This window comes from Paraburkholderia sp. 31.1 (assembly GCF_014397645.1).
In the GTDB taxonomy this organism is placed as follows: domain Bacteria; phylum Pseudomonadota; class Gammaproteobacteria; order Burkholderiales; family Burkholderiaceae; genus Paraburkholderia; species Paraburkholderia tuberum.
The window spans coordinates 1-16,024 of sequence record NZ_VZQN01000016.1 but is presented as its reverse complement, the minus strand read 5'-3'; the positions used below and the strand labels follow the sequence as shown (position 1 = coordinate 16,024).

Below are 16,024 nucleotides of genomic sequence, written 5' to 3'. Positions count from 1 at the left end.
CTCATCCCATCGCTACGCGCGTCGTTCCGCTCAGCCATGAAACGGCACGCTCAACAACGCCAGCACGATCAGCACGGCCAGCCAGAGAATCACCGTGCGTTCGACCAGCATCAACGCGGCGCCCACATGACGCGCCTCGGCGGGACGCCCGAAGCCCAGCGTCGGCCGGTGCTCGAGCGTGCCGTGATATACGGCCGGCCCGCCGATCAGCACGTTCAGGCTGCCGGCGCCGGCAGCCATCACCGGGCCCGCGTTCGGGCTGTCCCAGCGCGGCGCCTGCTCGCGCCAGCAGCGCCAGGCGGTCAGCGTGTCGCCGAGCAGCGCGTAGCTCGTGGCAGTCAGCCGCGCGGGAATCCAGTTCAGGATGTCGTCGATGCGCGCGGCGGCCCAGCCGAAGCGCAGATAGCGCGGCGTGCGATAACCCCACATCGCATCGAGCGTATTGGCGAGGCGAAAGCCGAGCGCGCCGGGCCCGCCCGCGAGCGCGAACCAGAACAGCGCGCCGAAGATCGCGTCGTTGCCGTTTTCGAGCGCCGATTCGATCGCGGCGCGCGCGAGCGCGGCCTCGTCCGACTGCGCGGTGTCGCGCGAGACGATCCGTGCGGTCAACTCACGTGCCGTGGCCAGATCGCGTTGGCCGAGCGCCCGCGCGATCGGCGCGATGTGATCGCGCAGGCTGCGCGCGCCGAGCGCGAACCACAGCAGCGCGACATGCAGCGCGCAGGCCGCGAACAACGGCAGCACGGCGACGAGCCACCACGCGATCAACACCGGCGGCAGAACCGCGAGCGCCCATGCGAGCAGGCCCCTGAGCCGCAGACGCCGGTCGTGATTGAAGCGCGCCTCGATACGCGCCGCCCAGTTGCCGAAGCCGACCAGCGGATGCCGGCGGCCCGGCTCGCCGAACCAGCGGTCGACGGCGACGCCCGCGACCGCGAGCGTCGCGACCAGCGGCATGGTCAGCGGCGGCATCACACGCGGCTCGCGCTTTTCAGCGCGAGCGGCAGTCCCGCGACCATCAGCGTGGCCGCGCTGCTCAACGCGGCGATGCGCTGATTCAAGCGCCCGAGTTCGTCGACGTAAAGACGCGTGGCTTCGCCGAGCGGCACGACGCCGAGGCCGATCTCGTTGCTGACGACGATGATCTTGCCGCGCGCGCCGGCGAGCGCCGCTTCGAACGCGGCGGCCTGCTCGTAGTAGTGCGACAGCGGCGGCGCCGCGCCGTCGGCGGGACATAGCAGGTTTGCGAGCCACAGCGTCAGGCAGTCGATCAGCAGACACCGGCCCGGCGCGTCGTGTTGCGCGAGCGCGCCGGCGAGGTCGTCGTCCGCTTCGACGAGCCCCCAATGCGCGGGCCGCCGCTCGCGATGATGCGCAATGCGCGCGTTGAATTCGGCGTCGTCGGTGACGCGGGCGGTGGCGATGTAGGTGACGGGGAAGGCGCTGTCGCTGGCGAGCCGCTCGGCATGCGCGCTCTTGCCGGAGCGGGCGCCGCCGAGGACGAAGGTGAGGTCGCGGGGAGTCATCCTATGATTGTACCGGCGCGATGGGATAATGCCGCTCGATTGCATTGCAACGCCACTGTCCATCTTCCACCTGCACCGCCGTGACCCGAATGCCAATTCCTCCCGACACCCTGCCCGTGCCGCGCGGCACGCTGATGATCCAGGGCACCACGTCCGACGCGGGCAAGAGCACGCTGGTTGCGGGACTGTGCCGCCTCGCGCGGCGCGCGGGTGCGCGGGTCGCGCCGTTCAAGCCGCAGAACATGGCGTTGAACAGCGCGGTGACCGTCGATGGCGGCGAGATCGGCCGCGCGCAGGCATTGCAGGCGCTCGCCGCGGGCATCGACGCGCACACCGATCTGAACCCGGTGCTGCTGAAGCCGACCAGCGATCGCGGCGCGCAGGTGATCATCCACGGCAAGGCGCGCATCAATCTCGACGCGCGCGCGTATCACGACTACAAGCCGGTCGCGTTCGAGGCGGTGCTGGAGTCGTATGCGCGGCTGCGCGCGTCGTACGACACGATTTTCGTCGAAGGCGCGGGCAGTCCGGCCGAGATCAATCTGCGCGAGCGCGACATCGCGAACATGGGTTTCGCGGAGGCGGTCGACTGCCCGGTCGTGCTGGTCGCCGACATCGATCGCGGTGGCGTGTTCGCGCACCTGACCGGCACGCTCGCGTGTCTGTCCGACAGCGAGCAGGCGCGCGTGCGCGGCTTCATCATCAACCGCTTTCGCGGCGACATCGGTCTGCTGAAGCCCGGGCTCGACTGGCTGGAAGCGAAGACCGGCAAGCCGGTGCTCGGTGTCGTGCCGTATCTGCATGGCCTGACGCTCGACGCCGAGGACATGCTGCCGCCCGAGCTGCGCGCGGCGGCGAGCGTTGATTCGGGCCGTCTGCTGCGCGTGGTCGTGCCGGTGCTGCCGCACATCAGCAATCACACCGACTTCGACGCGTTGCGCGCGCATCCGCAGGTCGATTTTCACTATGTGCGCGCGGGTACGCCGCCGCCGGCCGCCGATCTGATCATCCTGCCGGGCTCGAAGAACGTGCCGGACGACCTCGCGTTTCTGCGCGCACAGGGCTGGGACGACGTGCTGGCGCGGCATCTGCGCTACGGCGGCCGCGTGATCGGCATCTGCGGCGGCATGCAGATGCTGGGCCGCGAGATCGCCGATCCGCATGGCGTCGAGGGCGCGCCGGGCACCTTCGCGGGCTTCGGCTGGCTCGACTATGCGACCGTGCTCACGCGCGACAAGACGCTGAAGAATGTGACCGGGCGCCTGGCGCTGCCCGGCACGCCGGACGTCGCCGGCTACGAGATTCATATGGGCGAGACGCGCGGGCCGGCATTGGACACGCCGGCGCTGCGACTCGACCACGCTGGCCCGCACGAGGGCGGCGCGGACTTTGGCCGTCCCGATGGCGCGATGTCCGCCGATGGCCAGATTCTCACGACCTACGTGCATGGGCTGTTCGACACGCCGGCCGCGTGCGCGGCGCTGCTCGCATGGGCGGGTTTGAGCGATGCCGAAGCGCTCGACTATCCGGCGTTGCGCGAGGCGTCGCTGGAGCGGCTGGCCGATACGCTGGCCGGGCACGTCGATATGCGCAGGCTGTTCGCGGCGCTGGGGTGACGCTTTGCGCCGGTCTTCTTTATCGGCTTGAACGCGATTGCTGCGCGGGCGGTTCGCTCAGTACAACACCATCTGCGTGCAACGAAACAGCGCGATGGTCTTACCATCCGGACCGGTGACCGTCGCGTCCCAGACCTGCGTGCTGCGCCCAAGGTGCACACCCTTGGCGACCGCGCGGATCGTGCCCTGCGTCGCGGTGCCGAGGAAGTTGCTCTTCAGCTCGATCGTCGTGAAGTTGCGCGAGTTTTCGGGCAGATGCGCGATGCACGCGTAGCCGCACGCGGTGTCGGCGAGGCCGATCACCGTGGCCGCGTGCAGGAAGCCGTTCGGCGCGAGCAGCGCCTCGCGCACGGTCAGTTCGGCGACCAGCGTGCCTTGGTCCACGGTCAGCACGCGCAGGCCCAGCAGGTCCGGCAGCGTGCCCTTCTGGCGCTCCAGCAGGCGTTCGACGGTGTATTCCGGGCGTAGTTTGCTCATGAGATTTCAGGTCCTTGTCGAAAAAAACGGCGGGTTGGAGCGGCCGATTCGCGATGCGGGGGCTTCGGCCGCGCTGAATTTGTCGATATTATCAACGGCTGGACCGGCGGGCGTCCCTGGAAACCGAACTTCGAACGGCAGCGATCGTGGAGCCCGCCGGCACCGGTCACAGCGGATCGGCGGGGACGGAGCAATAGCGCGGCAAACCGGCTGGCGGTGTCCAGCCTTCTTTCCGGGAGATTTCATGTCGGTGATCGTGGTGGCGAATCCGAAGGGCGGCGTGGGCAAGAGCACGCTAGCGACCAATCTGGCCGGCTATTTCGCCGCGGCGGGCGAATGGGTCGCGCTGGCCGACCTCGACAAGCAGCATTCCGCGCATGCGTGGCTCGAATTACGGCCCGCCACGCTGCCGAACATCGAAACCTGGGAGGTCAATCCCGACACGCCGGCCAAGCCGCCGAAAGGCCTCGAGCACGCGGTCGTCGACACGCCGGCCGGCCTGCACGGCAATCGCCTGAACATCGCGCTCGATCTCGCCGACAAGGTGATCGTGCCGTTGCAGCCGTCGCTGTTCGATATTCTCGCGACCCAGGAATTTCTCGAGCGGCTGGCGAAGGAAAAGGCGGTCAGGAAGGGCGCGATCGAGGTCGGCGTGGTCGGCATGCGCGTCGATGCGCGCACGCGCTCGGCCGAGCAGCTGCATCGCTTCGTCGAGGGATTGAAGCTGCCGGTGCTCGGTTTTCTGCGCGACACGCAGAACTACGTGCAGCTCGCGGCGCACGGCCTGACGCTGTGGGACGTCGCGAAAAGCCGTGTGGAGAAGGATCTGGAGCAGTGGCAGCCGATCGTCGAGTGGACGAACGGCGCGGGGAAGAAGGGCTGAGGCGGGGGCTGCCCGCCATCAGTCAAGCGTCAAGCTGAGCTTCGCTCAGCGCCAGGCCTGCGTGGGCACGTGGTCGCGGCTGCCCTTGATCTTGTTGTTTTCATCGACGAACACGAGGTCCGGCTTCCAGCCCGCCTTCAGCTCCGCCTCGTCGACCACCGCGAACGCCGCGATGATGACCAGATCGCCGAGCTGCGCGCGACGCGCGGCCGAGCCGTTCAGCGAAATCATGCCGCTGCCGCGCTCGCCCTTGATCGCGTAGGTCGAGAAGCGCTCGCCGTTGTTGATGTTCCAGATGTCGATACGCTCGTTTTCGACGATGTTCGCCGCTTCGAGCAGATCTTCGTCGATCGCGCACGAGCCCTCGTAGTGGAGCTCGCAGTGCGTGACCGCGACGCGGTGAATCTTCGACTTCAGCATATTGCGTTGCATGATCAATCCAATCCTGTGTGACTGCGCAGTGTAACTGTGTTCGCGCGGGCGGTTGCGGCGTCAGATTTCGAGGTTGTCGATGAGCCGGGTCGCGCCGAGCTTCGCGGCGGCCAGTACCACGAGCGGTGCGTTGGCGTCCTGCGCGCCGGGCGCGATCAGGTTCGAGCGCTTGCGGATCGCGATGTAATCGGGATTCCAGCCGCGCGTCGCGAGCGTCGCTTTGGCCGACTCTTCGAGTTTCGCGAAGTCGCGCTCGCCCGCGAGCACCGCGTCGCGCACCCGATTGAGTTCGGCGGCCAGCATCGGCGCCTCGGCGCGTTCGGCGGCCGAAAGGAACCGGTTGCGCGAGCTGAGCGCGAGGCCGTCGGTGTCGCGCACGGTTTCGGCTGCGACGATGTCGGTCGGCAACGCGAACTGGTGGCACATCTGGCGCACGATCATCAGCTGCTGGTAATCCTTCTTGCCGAACACCGCGACGCGCGGCTGCACGCACGACATCAGCTTCATCACGACCGTGCACACACCGTGGAAGAAGCCGGGGCGGAATTCGCCCTCGAGGATGTCGCCGAGATCGTGCGGCGGATGCACGCGGTATTCCTGCGGCTCCGGATACATGTCTCTTTCGGTCGGCGCGAACAGCACGTAGACCCCTTCCTTCTGCAGCTTCTCGATGTCGGCTTCGAGCGTGCGCGGATATTTGTCGAAATCCTCGTTCGGGCCGAACTGCAGGCGGTTGACGAAGATGCTTGCCACGACCGGGTCGCCGTGCTGGCGCGCGAGGCGCATCAGCGACAGATGGCCCTCGTGCAGGTTGCCCATCGTCGGCACGAAGGCCGTGCGATTCTGGCCGCGCAACTGGTCGCGCAATTCATGGATCGAGCTGATGACTTTCATGATCGGACAGGGATAGGCTCGCGCGGCGCGCGATCCGGTTGGCGCGACACCTGGCGGAATCGCGCGGCTCATCGCCTCACCGGCAAATGACGGGTTCGGAGCGCGGATTGTAGTGGATTTGGGCAGCGGACGCACCGAAACGCGGCGGCACTTCCGAGCGGCGCGCGGCCCGCTTGCCGCGCACTCCCCGCTGAGGCCCGCCAGGCTTCACTGCGACGGTGTTCGTAGCGAGATTTCCACGGTTCGGCCGTGGTCCGGCCGTCAAGCGGCCGTCATTCAGCGCTCAGGCCGGTAGATACGCCAATCGCACGTAAATCGGCGCGAACGGCTCCGCCTGGGTGATTTCGACGAGCGATTCACGGCACAGCTCGAGCACGGCGATGAAATTCACGATGACGACCGGCACGCCGCGGCTCGTGTCGAACAGATCGCAAAACTCGATGAAGCGCGCATTCTGCAACTGCCGCAGGATCAGGCTCATGTGCTCGCGCACCGACAACTCCTCGCGCGAAATCTTGTGATGCTGGACCAGCTTCGCGCGCTTGATCACGTCGGCCCACGCGGCGCGCAGGTCGTCGCTGTTCACGTCCGGGAAGCGCGGGGCGACACTCTGCTCGATGTAGACCTCGGCGCGCAGGAAATCGCGCCCAAGCTGCGGCAACTGGTCGATGCGTTGCGCGGCGAGCTTCATCTGCTCGTATTCGAGCAGGCGGCGCACCAGTTCGGCGCGCGGGTCTTCGGCTTCCTCGCCGGTGTCGGCCTTCTTGACCGGCAGCAGCATGCGCGACTTGATTTCGATCAGCATCGCGGCCATCAGCAGATACTCGGACGCCAGTTCGAGATTGGTCTTGCGCAGTTGCTCGACGTAGCCGAGATATTGCACGGTGACATCCGCCATCGGGATGTCGAGCACGTTGAAGTTCTGCTTGCGGATCAGGTACAGCAGCAGGTCGAGCGGCCCCTCGAAGGTCTCGAGGAATACCTCGAGCGCGTCCGGAGGGATGTACAGGTCGTTCGGCAGCTTGAACAGCGGCTCGCCGTACAGACGCGCGAACGCGACGCCGTCGACCGTGTCGGGCGTCGAATCGGTGGCGGGCGTGGAAAGCGCGGTGTCGGACGGTGCCGGCGCTGGGCCGTGAACGGGGCCGTGAACGGGGCCGTGAACCGGGCCGTGTATCGGGCCGTGAAGCGGGCCGTGAAGCGGACCATGCACCTCGTCAGCGTGACTCATCGTCGGCGTGACTGGGGAGCTTAGAAGTTCTGGTAGTACGAGTAAGGCGTCTGCTCCACGCGCGAAGTTTTCTGCTCGGCGCGCTCTTCCAGATCGATCGGCTGTTTGTCCCACAGCAGTGCGCGGCCTTTGCGTTGCTCGGCCTCCAGATTGGGCTTCTGTTGCTTGAGCTGGTTCAGGAACTGGGTGATGTCCGATTGATACATGGCTCGACGTCCGTGGTGGGTAGGGTGGCGGCTCTCGGGCTGGCCGCTGCGCGGTGCCGCGGGGAGGGCGCCGTCGTCCGCGATTTTACCGCATGCGTCGCGGGCGGTCGAAAATCGCCGCGGGCCGCCCATTTTTGAGATGAAGCGCGGAGCTCCGCCGGGGGTACGAGACAGGCCGATCGGGGTCGCGTTGTGGTCAAATAGCATGCCTCGATCGCATGCGCGGCCGGGGCGCGAGAATTCACTCATTGAGGCCGGAGGTCCTGTTTGGCGGGAGGTACGATCGACATGCCGCGTGCGTTGCGCGGCGAGACCGGCCAGGCGCGCGGGCGCGCGCGCGAGCGCGAGGCGCTCGCGCGGTGCTGGCTGCGTGTGTCGCTCGCCGTCGGCCTCGGCCTCCTGATGTTGCTGCTCGCCGCGGGCAAGGCTCACGCGGCGAGCAAGGCACCGAGCTACAAGCTTGAGGTGGTCGCCGAGCCGCGCGCGCTGCGCCGGCTGCTCGAACAGCACCTCGATATCTCGCGTTTCGCGAAGCGGCCCGACGTCACCGACGACCAGTTCTCGTTCCTGATCACCGCGACGCCACAGCAGGTGCGCGATCTCGCCGCGACGCAGGGCTATTTCTCGCCGCTCGTCAGCACCGACGTGCGCACCGTCGACAATCTGCGGCAGGTCACCGTGCGCGTGGAGCCGGGCCCGCAGACCAAAGTCACGTCGGTCGATCTGTCGTTTCGCGGCGCGGTGCTGACCGAAGACCCATCGCGCGAAAACGCGACGCGCTTCGCGTTCTCGCTGCACGAGGGCCAGCCGTTCTCGCAGGGCGCCTGGGACGACGCGAAGAACGCGTCGCTGCACGAGCTGCAATCGCGCCGCTACCTCGCCGCGAAGATCTACCACTCGGAGGCGCTGATCGATCCGCGCACGCACACGGCGAAGCTGTCGGTGATCTACGACAGCGGGCCGACCTTCACGATGGGCCAACTCGACGTGCAGGGCACGAAGCGCTATCCGGAGCGCATCGTCCACAACGTCAATCCGATCTCGCCGGGCGAGATCTACGACACGCGCACTGTCGCCGAACTGCAGCGGCAACTGCAGAACACGCCGTACTTCGCGAGCGTCGCGATCGACCTCGACGACAACCCCGCCAAGCCGCTCGACACGCCGGTGCACGTGAAGGTGTCGGAGTTTCCGTATCACAGCTTCCGCGGCGGCGTCGGCTATTCGACCGACAACGGCCCGCTCGTGCAGGGCGGCTACACGTATCTGAACACGTTCGGCGCGGCGTGGCCGTTCACCGTCGAGGGCCGCGCCGACAAGACGCAGCAATACGGGCAGATCCAGCTGTCGATGCCGCCGGGCCAGCACGGGTGGACCAATAGCGCGCTCGCGTCGTACACGACCACCGACGTCTCCGACACGCGCATCTACAGCATCCGCGGCGGCGTGCAGCGCTCGCGCACGTCGCAGTTCCTCGACTACAGCTATTCGCTGCTGTTCTACGACGATCAGCTCGACCAGAACGCGGCGCCGCCGACCCGCGCGCACGCGCTGGTGCCGGGGTGGTCGTGGACGCGGCGCGACACCGACGACCCGCTGTTCCCGCGCCGCGGCAACCTGATCCACGTCGAGGCGGGCTTCGCGGTGAAAGGTCTGCTCGCCGACCAGTCGTTCATCCGCGGCTACGCGCGCGGCCAGCAGTATTTCCCGATCGGCGTCGACGACATCGTGCTGATCCGCGCCGAGCTCGGCGGCGTATTCACGAGCGGCAGCTCGAGCGGCATTCCGGCGTCGCTGCTGTTCCGCGCGGGCGGCTCGAACTCGGTGCGCGGCTACGGCTTCCAGAGCATCGGTAACAACGTCGCCGGCTCGATCCTGCCGACCAAGTACCTGCTGACGAGCGCGGCCGAATACCAGCACTGGTTCTCGCACAACTGGGGCGCGGCCGTATTCTTCGACATCGGCACCGCGACCGACACCTGGGGCGAAAAAGTTTTCTATCCGGGCGCCGGCGTCGGCGCGCGCTGGCGCAGCCCGGTCGGCCCGGTCAATCTCGATGTCGCTTACGGGATCCGCGATAACCGGGTGCGGCCGTATATCACGCTCGGCATCGCGTTCTGACGTTTTGACGACAACCCACTATCTTATTTGCCACCGTATTCACGCATGACCACCGACGTCACCGCCCCGCCCCCCGCGCAGCCGCCCGGCGCCATGCCGCCAGGACCGCCGGATGGGCAGCAGCCGCCCGACACGCCGCCGCCGAAGCGGCGCTGGGGCCGGCTGCTGCTGAAGTCGGTCGCGGGCACGGTGGTCATGCTGGTACTGCTCGCCGCACTCGCGGTCGGTCTGCTGTACGGGGCGCTGACGACCGAGCGCGGCACCGCGTACGCGTGGCACGCGGCCGTGAAGCTGCTCGGCGGCCGGCTCGCCGGCACGCTCGACGGCGGCACGCTCGCGCGCGGCGTGCAACTGCGCGACGTGCGCTGGCGCAGCCTCGACGGCAGCGGCACCGACATCGAGATCGACCGCATCGCGGGCAGCTGGGCGCTCGCGCGCGAGCCGTGGCGGTTCACGATCGACTACCTGCACGTCGGCACGATCGAGGCGCGCGTCGGCCCGTCGTCGTCGAGCACCAGCGAGCCGCTGAGCTTGCCGCAGGATCTGCAGCTACCGATGCAGCTGGAGATCCGCGACGTGCGGGTCGAGCGGCTGCTGCTGCACCAGGGCGCGTCGACGACGGAGCTGTCCAGCTTCGCGTTTCATGGGCGCAGCGACGGGCGTCATCACGAGGCCGCGATCGATCGGCTCGATACGCCGTTCGGGGCGCTGACGGCAGCGGCGAAACTCGATGGCGTGCGGCCGTTTCCGCTCACCGGCGAAGTCGGTTATGCGGGCAAGGTCAACGATGAAGCGGTGCAGGTGGCCGGCCACCTGAGCGGCACGCTCGAGCAGCTCGTCGCCGAGCTCGATGCGAGCGGCATGAAGCTCGCCGGCCACGCGCGGGTCGAAGCGGCGCCGTTCGCCGCGGTGCCGTTGCAGCGCGCGACGCTGAGCTTCGATCATGTGAATCCGCAGGCTTTCGCGCCAGGTGCGCCGCTGGCCGATCTGGCGGTGCGCGCGGAGCTGCAGCCGGTCGAGCAGGGCGCGGCGACCGCCCCTGGCACAGCCAGCGCGGCGAAACCGTCGGCCGCGAGCCATCCGCATCACATCTTCGGCGGCCACCACACGCCGGCCAAACCGGCGGCGGGTTTCGCCGTCGCCGGCCATGTCTCGATCGTCAACGCGAAACCCGGCGCAATCGACCAGAAACTGCTGCCGCTGATCGATGCGAACGCCGACGTGCGCCTCGACGCCCACACGCAGAGCATCTCGAACCTGAACGTGCGGCTCGTGCGCAACGCGACGCTCACCGGCGGCGGTGCGCTGAGCGGCCGGCACGGCCGGCTCGATCTGAGCGTCGCGCGGCTCGACCTGAACGCGCTGCAGGCGACCGTGCGGCCGACGCAGCTGTCCGGCCCGATCGGCATCCGCCTGAACGACGACATCCAGACCCTGACGCTCGATCTCGCCGACCCCGCCGCCGCGCTGCGCGCCCAGGGCAAGATTACGTTCGACCCCGCACGCATCAGCTTCAACGACGTGCGCGTCACGTCGGGCCGTGGCCGCATCGATCTATCGGGCGCGCTGAAGCACGATGAGAACTTGACCTACAACCTGAAGGCGCAACTGACCGATTTCGATCCGCTGTCGCTGACCTCGCAGATGCCCGCCCGCACGCCTGTCACGACATCCGGCGCGTCCGCCGCGAGCGGCGCGCAACGCGAGCGGCAAGCGCAAGCCGCGGCGCTCGTGGGCAGCACCGCCGGCGCGAAGAGCACGGCGTCCGGCGATCAGGCCGCCGCCATCGCGAAGAACACCGCGCAGGCCGCGGCGCAGACCGAAGTGCTCGAGCGCAGGACGCCACCGCCCGCGCATCGAGCAGCCGCGCATGCAGGTCCGCCAGCGCGCAGGATCGAGGCGCGCGTGAACGCCACGGTCACGGCAGCAGGTGTGCTCGCGCCGGTCTTCACGACGCGCGCCGAATTCACGCTCGGTCCGAGCGTCTACAACGACCTGCCGCTCACGGGCGGCGGCATGATCCAGCTGGCCGGCTCGCGAATCCTGCCGAGCCACGCGAATCTTTCGGTGGCGGGCAACCGGGTGAATCTGCAAGGCAGCTTCGGCGCGGCCGGCGACCGGCTGCGCTTCGGCATCGACGCGCCGCAGCTCGATCGGCTCGGCTTCGGCCTCGCGGGCGCGGTCGCCGCGGACGGCGACGTTACCGGCTCGTTCGCGCATCCGAACGTCACGCTGAATTACAAGGCCGACAGCGTCGTGTTCGCGAGCAACCGCATCGGCCATGCGGAAGGCCACGCCGAGTTGCGCGACGGCGCGAACGGCGCGCTCGCGTTCACGACCGACGCGCGCAATGTCAACGCGGGCGGCGTCGACCTCGCCACGCTGACCGCCCGCCTGTCCGGCACACGCGCGAACCACACGCTCGAAGCCGCCGCGACCGGCAAGCTGCAGGACCGACCGCTCGATCTGACGCTCGCCGCCAACGGCAAGCTGACCGACACGCGCGACGGCTCGCGCTGGGACGGCACCGTCACACGTCTGCAAAATCGCGGCACGCCGGCGCTCAATCTCGAATCGCCGCTCGCGCTCAGCGCCGGGCCGGGGCACCTCACGCTCGGCGCAACGCGCCTGACGATCGAAGGCTCGGTGCTGACCCTGAAGTCATTCGCGTTCGATCACGGCCGCATCCAGTCGGCCGGCAGCCTGACCGATGTGTCGCTCGCGCACTTGCAGGAGCTGCGTCACCAGATCACCGGCGAGCCGCCCGCCGTGCGCACCGACCTCGTGTTCGACGGCGACTGGGACTTCTCGCTCGGCGCGACGGCGAGCGGCCACATCGAGCTGCGCCGGCGCAGCGGCGACGTGACGGTTGAAATCGGCCGCGGGCTCTCGTCGATGGGCATTGGCGACATCCGCGCGCGCGCCGAATTCACCGGCGGCAACCGACTCAATGCGACCGTGCATGCGCAGGCGAGCCGCGTCGGCGTGATCGATGCCGACGCGCACACGCCGCTCGTGCTGCGCGACGGCATGTTGAGCGTCGATCCGCAAAGCGCGCTGTCGGGCAACGTGAACGCGAACGTGCCGTCGCTGCGCACGACGGGCGGCCTGCTCGGCCCCAGCTATCTGCTCGACGGCCATCTCGCGCTGAAGCTCGCGCTCGGCGGCACGGTCGCGAAACCGAACGTGACCGGCTCGCTGACCGGCGACGGTCTGTCCGCGACGGTCGTGAGTCAGGGCGTGCAACTGAAGGACGGGGTCGTGCGCATCGCGCTGTCGCAGAACATGGTGGACTTCCAGCAGGTCGAGTTCCACGGCGCGAGCGGCACGCTGCGCGCGACCGGCCGCGTGCGTCTCGACAGCCCGGAGCCCGACATGACCGCGAGCATCGTCGCGGACAAGCTCGATGTGTTCGCGTCGCCGGACCGCCATCTGTCGCTGTCGGGCAGTGCGAACATCTCGAACGGCGGCGTGGAGCGCGGGCCTGTGATCGACGGCAAGTTCGTGGTCGACAGCGCGCGGTTCGATCTGCCCGAGCAGGCCGCGCCGAGCCTCGGCGACGACGTCGTGATCATCCGCCCGGACGGCACGCGCTCGGGCGGCCGGCCGCGTCCGAGCGAAGGCGGCCAGCCGCCGGCGAGCCCGTTCGCGCCACGCGCGAACATCGAGATCGGCCTCGGCAACGACTTCCGCTTCCGTGGGAAGGGCGCCGATCTCGGCCTCGCCGGCACGATCACCGCGACGAGCGCGCCGAATACGCCGCTGCGCGCGGTCGGCAACGTGCGCGTCACGCCGGGTTCGACCTACACCCAATTCGGCCGCAAGCTCGCGATCGAGAACGGTTTCTTCACGTTCAACGGGCCAGTCACGAATCCGGGCATCAACATTCTCGCGATGCGCCGCAACCAGCAGGTCGAGGCCGGCGTACAGGTAACGGGCACGCTGCAGGCGCCGGTCGCGCGACTCGTGTCGGAGCCAAGCGTGCCGGACAACGAAAAACTGTCGTGGCTGCTGTTCGGCCACGGCACCGACCAGGGCAACAACCTCGGCCAGCAGAGCACGATGACGACCGCGCTCGCGCTGCTCGGCAGCGCGACGGGTCAGCGGATCGCGCAGACCGTCGGGCTCGACGAGTTTTCGATCGGCCGCAGCGACGTCGGCCTGACCGATCCGCAAGTCGTGATGGTGTCGAAGGCGATCAACGAGCGGCTCGTGATCGGCTACGAGCAAGGGTTGCAGTCGGCGAGCAATGCGATCAAGGCGACGATCAATCTGACGCGATACTGGTCGCTGGTCGTGTATGGCGGCACGTTCTATGGCGCCGACGTGCTGTACACGCGGCGCTTCGACCGGTTCTCGTGGTGACGCGGGCAACATAAAAAAACGGCACGCCTGGAAGCGTGCCGTTTTCGTCATACCTGCCTGCGGCGAGGTGGGGCGAGGCGCCCGAAGGCGCCGCGCGTTACTTCACGCGCATGCCGGGCTTCGCGCCGCTATGCGGCTCGAGCACGTAGAGGCCCGGTTCAGCCTTCTCGTCCGCCGCCGATGCCGCCAGCACCATGCCCTCGGACATGCCGAACTTCATCTTGCGCGGCGCCAGGTTCGCGACCATCACGGTCAGCTTGCCGATCAGCTGCTCCGGCTGATACGCGGACTTGATGCCCGAGAACACGTTGCGGGTCTTCTCTTCGCCGACGTCGAGCGTCAGTTGCAGCAGCTTGTCCGAGCCTTCCACCGCCTTGCAGTCGACGATCTTCGCGATGCGCAGATCGACCTTCGCGAAGTCGTCGATCGTGATGATGCCGGCCTCTTCTTCCTTCGCGGCGACGGCCTTGGCGTGGGCCTTCGCCTTGGCCTTCGCGTCGGCCGGCGCCGCTTCCGGCGTGGCCTGCAGCGAGTCGCGATTGGCCGCGAGCAGCGCCTCGATCTGCTTCGGATCGACGCGCGTCATCAGATGCTTGTACGCGTTGATCGGGCGCGCCGAGCTGAGCGGCACGGTGGCGTCGGCCCACACGAGCGGCTCGATGCCGAGGAAAGCCTCGACCGCGTCGGCGAGCTTCGGCAGCACCGGCTTCAGGGCCAGCGACAGCAGACGGAACGCCTCGATGCTGACACTGCAGGTCTCGTGCAGCGCGACCGCATTGGCCGGGTCTTTCGCCTGATCCCAGGGCTTGGCGGTATCGACGTAGGCGTTGACCGAGTCGGCGAGCTCCATGGTCTGACGCAGCGCGCGGCTGTACTCGCGCGCCTCGTAGTGCGCGGCGATCTGCGGCAGCGCCGCGCGCAGCGTGCCGAGCAGCGGATGATGCATCGCGCTGTCCTGCACGCGGCCGTCGAAGCGCTTGATCAGGAAGCCGGCCGCGCGGCTCGCGATGTTCACGTATTTGCCGACCAGATCGCTGTTCACGCGCGCCTGGAAGTCGTCGAGATTCAGGTCGAGGTCTTCCATCGTGCTGTTCAGCTTGGCCGCGAAGTAGTAGCGCAGCCATTCCGGATTCAGGCCGGTGTCGATCACGCTTTGCGCGGTGATGAAGGTGCCGCGCGACTTCGACATCTTCGCGCCGTCGACCGTCAAAAAGCCGTGCGCGAACACGTTGGTCGGCGTGCGATGGCCCGAGAACTCGAGCATCGCGGGCCAGAACAGCGTGTGGAAATACAGGATGTCCTTGCCGATGAAGTGGTACTGCTCGGCCGTCGAGCCCTTGCGGACCCACGCGTCGAAGTCGAGGCCGCGTTTTTCGGCGAGGTTCCTGAAGCTCGCGTAGTAGCCGACCGGCGCGTCGAGCCACACGTAGAAATACTTACCGGGCGCGCCCGGAATCTCGAAGCCGAAGTACGGCGCGTCGCGCGAGATGTCCCAGTCGGCGAGCTTGGCTTCGCCGGCGTCGCCGAGCCATTCGCGCATCTTGTTGGTCGCTTCCGGCTGCGCGAGGCCGCCGACCCAGGCGCGCAGGAAGTTCTCGCAGCGCGGATCGGACAGGCGGAAGAAGTAGTGCGTCGAGGTCTTGCGAATCGGCGTCGCGCCCGAGACGACCGAGTACGGATTGACGAGCTCGGTGGGCTGGTAGGTCGAGCCGCAGACCTCGCAGCTGTCGCCGTATTGGTCTTTGGCGCCGCATTTGGGGCACTCGCCCTTGATGAAGCGGTCCGGCAGGAACATTTCCTTGACCGGGTCGTACGCCTGTTCGATCTCGCGCGCGTCGATCAGCCCCGCTTCCTTCAGCGCGAGGTAGACGTTTTCGCTGAGCACGCGGTTTTCGTCGGAGTCCGTCGAGTAGTAGTTGTCGAACGAAATGCCGAAGCTGTCGAAGTCGCGCTTGTGTTCGAGCCAGACGCGATCGATCAGCTGTTTCGGCGTCAGACCTTCCTGTTCCGCGCGCAGCATCACCGGCGTGCCGTGCGTGTCGTCTGCGCCGACGTAGTAGACCTCATGGCCGTGCATTCGCAGCGCCCGGACCCAGATGTCCGTCTGGATATATTCGACCAGATGGCCGATATGAATCTGCCCGTTCGCATAAGGAAGGGCCGACGTGACGAGAATCTGACGGCGGCCGGGCGGCGCGCCTGCTGGGAGGTCGGTGGCGGGTGCTGACATAAGGATCGGGGGTGCCTGCGGTGGCTGTCTCTTATACACAGCT

At 67.8% G+C, this 16,024-nt stretch carries 12 protein-coding genes; 4 read left to right on the top strand and 8 right to left on the bottom strand.

The window, feature by feature from the left end; translation table 11 throughout:
- Window positions 1–30 precede the first annotated feature (30 nt).
- Both cbiB and cobU read right to left on the bottom strand, forming a co-directional pair.
- On the bottom strand, window positions 31–972 hold the full coding sequence (gene cbiB, locus F6X37_RS14280) for an adenosylcobinamide-phosphate synthase CbiB (RefSeq protein ID WP_187611777.1): 942 nt from the start codon (window positions 970–972) through the stop codon (window positions 31–33).
- A complete protein-coding gene (cobU, locus tag F6X37_RS14275) occupies window positions 972–1,526 on the bottom strand; it encodes a bifunctional adenosylcobinamide kinase/adenosylcobinamide-phosphate guanylyltransferase (RefSeq protein ID WP_187611776.1) in 555 nt (184 codons plus the stop codon). The genes cbiB and cobU overlap by 1 nt, the downstream gene beginning before the upstream one ends.
- A gap of 89 nt (window positions 1,527–1,615) precedes the next feature.
- Here cobU and F6X37_RS14270 point away from each other — a divergent pair, with 89 nt between their 5' ends.
- Window positions 1,616–3,142 carry a cobyric acid synthase gene (locus F6X37_RS14270; protein ID WP_187611775.1) on the top strand — a complete coding sequence of 509 codons (1,527 nt, stop codon included), beginning with the start codon at window positions 1,616–1,618 and terminating at the stop codon, window positions 3,140–3,142.
- A 57-nt stretch (window positions 3,143–3,199) separates the two neighbouring features.
- Here F6X37_RS14270 and F6X37_RS14265 read toward each other — a convergent pair whose 3' ends face one another.
- Window positions 3,200–3,619, bottom strand: coding sequence for a PaaI family thioesterase (locus F6X37_RS14265; RefSeq protein ID WP_090803438.1), 420 nt, complete (start codon window positions 3,617–3,619; stop codon window positions 3,200–3,202).
- A 244-nt stretch (window positions 3,620–3,863) separates the two neighbouring features.
- Between F6X37_RS14265 and F6X37_RS14260 the strand changes: the two genes are divergently transcribed.
- Window positions 3,864–4,502 (top strand): ParA family protein, encoded by a 639-nt coding sequence (locus tag F6X37_RS14260; RefSeq protein WP_090803440.1) that lies wholly within the window; start codon window positions 3,864–3,866, stop codon window positions 4,500–4,502.
- 45 nt (window positions 4,503–4,547) lie between these two features.
- Here the strand turns inward: F6X37_RS14260 and panD are convergent, their stop codons facing one another.
- The 4 genes from panD to F6X37_RS14240 form a co-directional block, all read right to left on the bottom strand.
- Entirely contained in the window at window positions 4,548–4,934 is a 387-nt protein-coding gene (panD, locus tag F6X37_RS14255; RefSeq protein WP_187611774.1) for an aspartate 1-decarboxylase, read from the bottom strand.
- A 60-nt stretch (window positions 4,935–4,994) separates the two neighbouring features.
- Window positions 4,995–5,828, bottom strand: a complete 834-nt coding sequence (gene panC, locus F6X37_RS14250; RefSeq protein WP_187611862.1) for a pantoate--beta-alanine ligase — start codon at window positions 5,826–5,828, stop codon at window positions 4,995–4,997.
- A gap of 283 nt (window positions 5,829–6,111) precedes the next feature.
- A complete protein-coding gene (locus tag F6X37_RS14245; RefSeq protein ID WP_222944839.1) occupies window positions 6,112–7,059 on the bottom strand; it encodes a segregation and condensation protein A in 948 nt (315 codons plus the stop codon).
- 20 nt (window positions 7,060–7,079) lie between these two features.
- Window positions 7,080–7,265: a DUF3460 family protein gene (locus F6X37_RS14240; RefSeq protein ID WP_090803441.1), complete on the bottom strand. Its 186-nt coding sequence runs from the start codon at window positions 7,263–7,265 to the stop codon at window positions 7,080–7,082.
- 267 nt (window positions 7,266–7,532) lie between these two features.
- Between F6X37_RS14240 and F6X37_RS14235 the strand changes: the two genes are divergently transcribed.
- On the top strand, window positions 7,533–9,386 hold the full coding sequence (locus tag F6X37_RS14235) for an autotransporter assembly complex protein TamA (RefSeq protein ID WP_187611773.1): 1,854 nt from the start codon (window positions 7,533–7,535) through the stop codon (window positions 9,384–9,386).
- Window positions 9,387–9,431: 45 nt separating this feature from the next.
- Window positions 9,432–13,751: a translocation/assembly module TamB domain-containing protein gene (locus F6X37_RS14230; RefSeq protein WP_187611772.1), complete on the top strand. Its 4,320-nt coding sequence runs from the start codon at window positions 9,432–9,434 to the stop codon at window positions 13,749–13,751.
- Window positions 13,752–13,848: 97 nt separating this feature from the next.
- Here F6X37_RS14230 and metG read toward each other — a convergent pair whose 3' ends face one another.
- Window positions 13,849–15,981, bottom strand: coding sequence for a methionine--tRNA ligase (gene metG, locus F6X37_RS14225; protein ID WP_187611771.1), 2,133 nt, complete (start codon window positions 15,979–15,981; stop codon window positions 13,849–13,851).
- Window positions 15,982–16,024: the final 43 nt, after the last annotated feature.

What these genes read in the sequence shown, in the direction of transcription:
- F6X37_RS14245 (WP_222944839.1), bottom strand. Translation starts at nt 7,059, where the DNA reads ATGAGTCACGCTGACGAGGTGCATGGTCCGCTTCACGGCCCGCTTCAC.
- F6X37_RS14230 (WP_187611772.1), top strand. Translation starts at nt 9,432, where the DNA reads ATGACCACCGACGTCACCGCCCCGCCCCCCGCGCAGCCGCCCGGCGCC.
- panC (WP_187611862.1), bottom strand. Translation starts at nt 5,828, where the DNA reads ATGAAAGTCATCAGCTCGATCCATGAATTGCGCGACCAGTTGCGCGGC.
- metG (WP_187611771.1), bottom strand. Translation starts at nt 15,981, where the DNA reads ATGTCAGCACCCGCCACCGACCTCCCAGCAGGCGCGCCGCCCGGCCGC.
- cbiB (WP_187611777.1), bottom strand. Translation starts at nt 972, where the DNA reads ATGCCGCCGCTGACCATGCCGCTGGTCGCGACGCTCGCGGTCGCGGGC.
- F6X37_RS14270 (WP_187611775.1), top strand. Translation starts at nt 1,616, where the DNA reads ATGCCAATTCCTCCCGACACCCTGCCCGTGCCGCGCGGCACGCTGATG.
- F6X37_RS14240 (WP_090803441.1), bottom strand. Translation starts at nt 7,265, where the DNA reads ATGTATCAATCGGACATCACCCAGTTCCTGAACCAGCTCAAGCAACAG.
- F6X37_RS14260 (WP_090803440.1), top strand. Translation starts at nt 3,864, where the DNA reads ATGTCGGTGATCGTGGTGGCGAATCCGAAGGGCGGCGTGGGCAAGAGC.
- panD (WP_187611774.1), bottom strand. Translation starts at nt 4,934, where the DNA reads ATGCAACGCAATATGCTGAAGTCGAAGATTCACCGCGTCGCGGTCACG.
- cobU (WP_187611776.1), bottom strand. Translation starts at nt 1,526, where the DNA reads ATGACTCCCCGCGACCTCACCTTCGTCCTCGGCGGCGCCCGCTCCGGC.
- F6X37_RS14265 (WP_090803438.1), bottom strand. Translation starts at nt 3,619, where the DNA reads ATGAGCAAACTACGCCCGGAATACACCGTCGAACGCCTGCTGGAGCGC.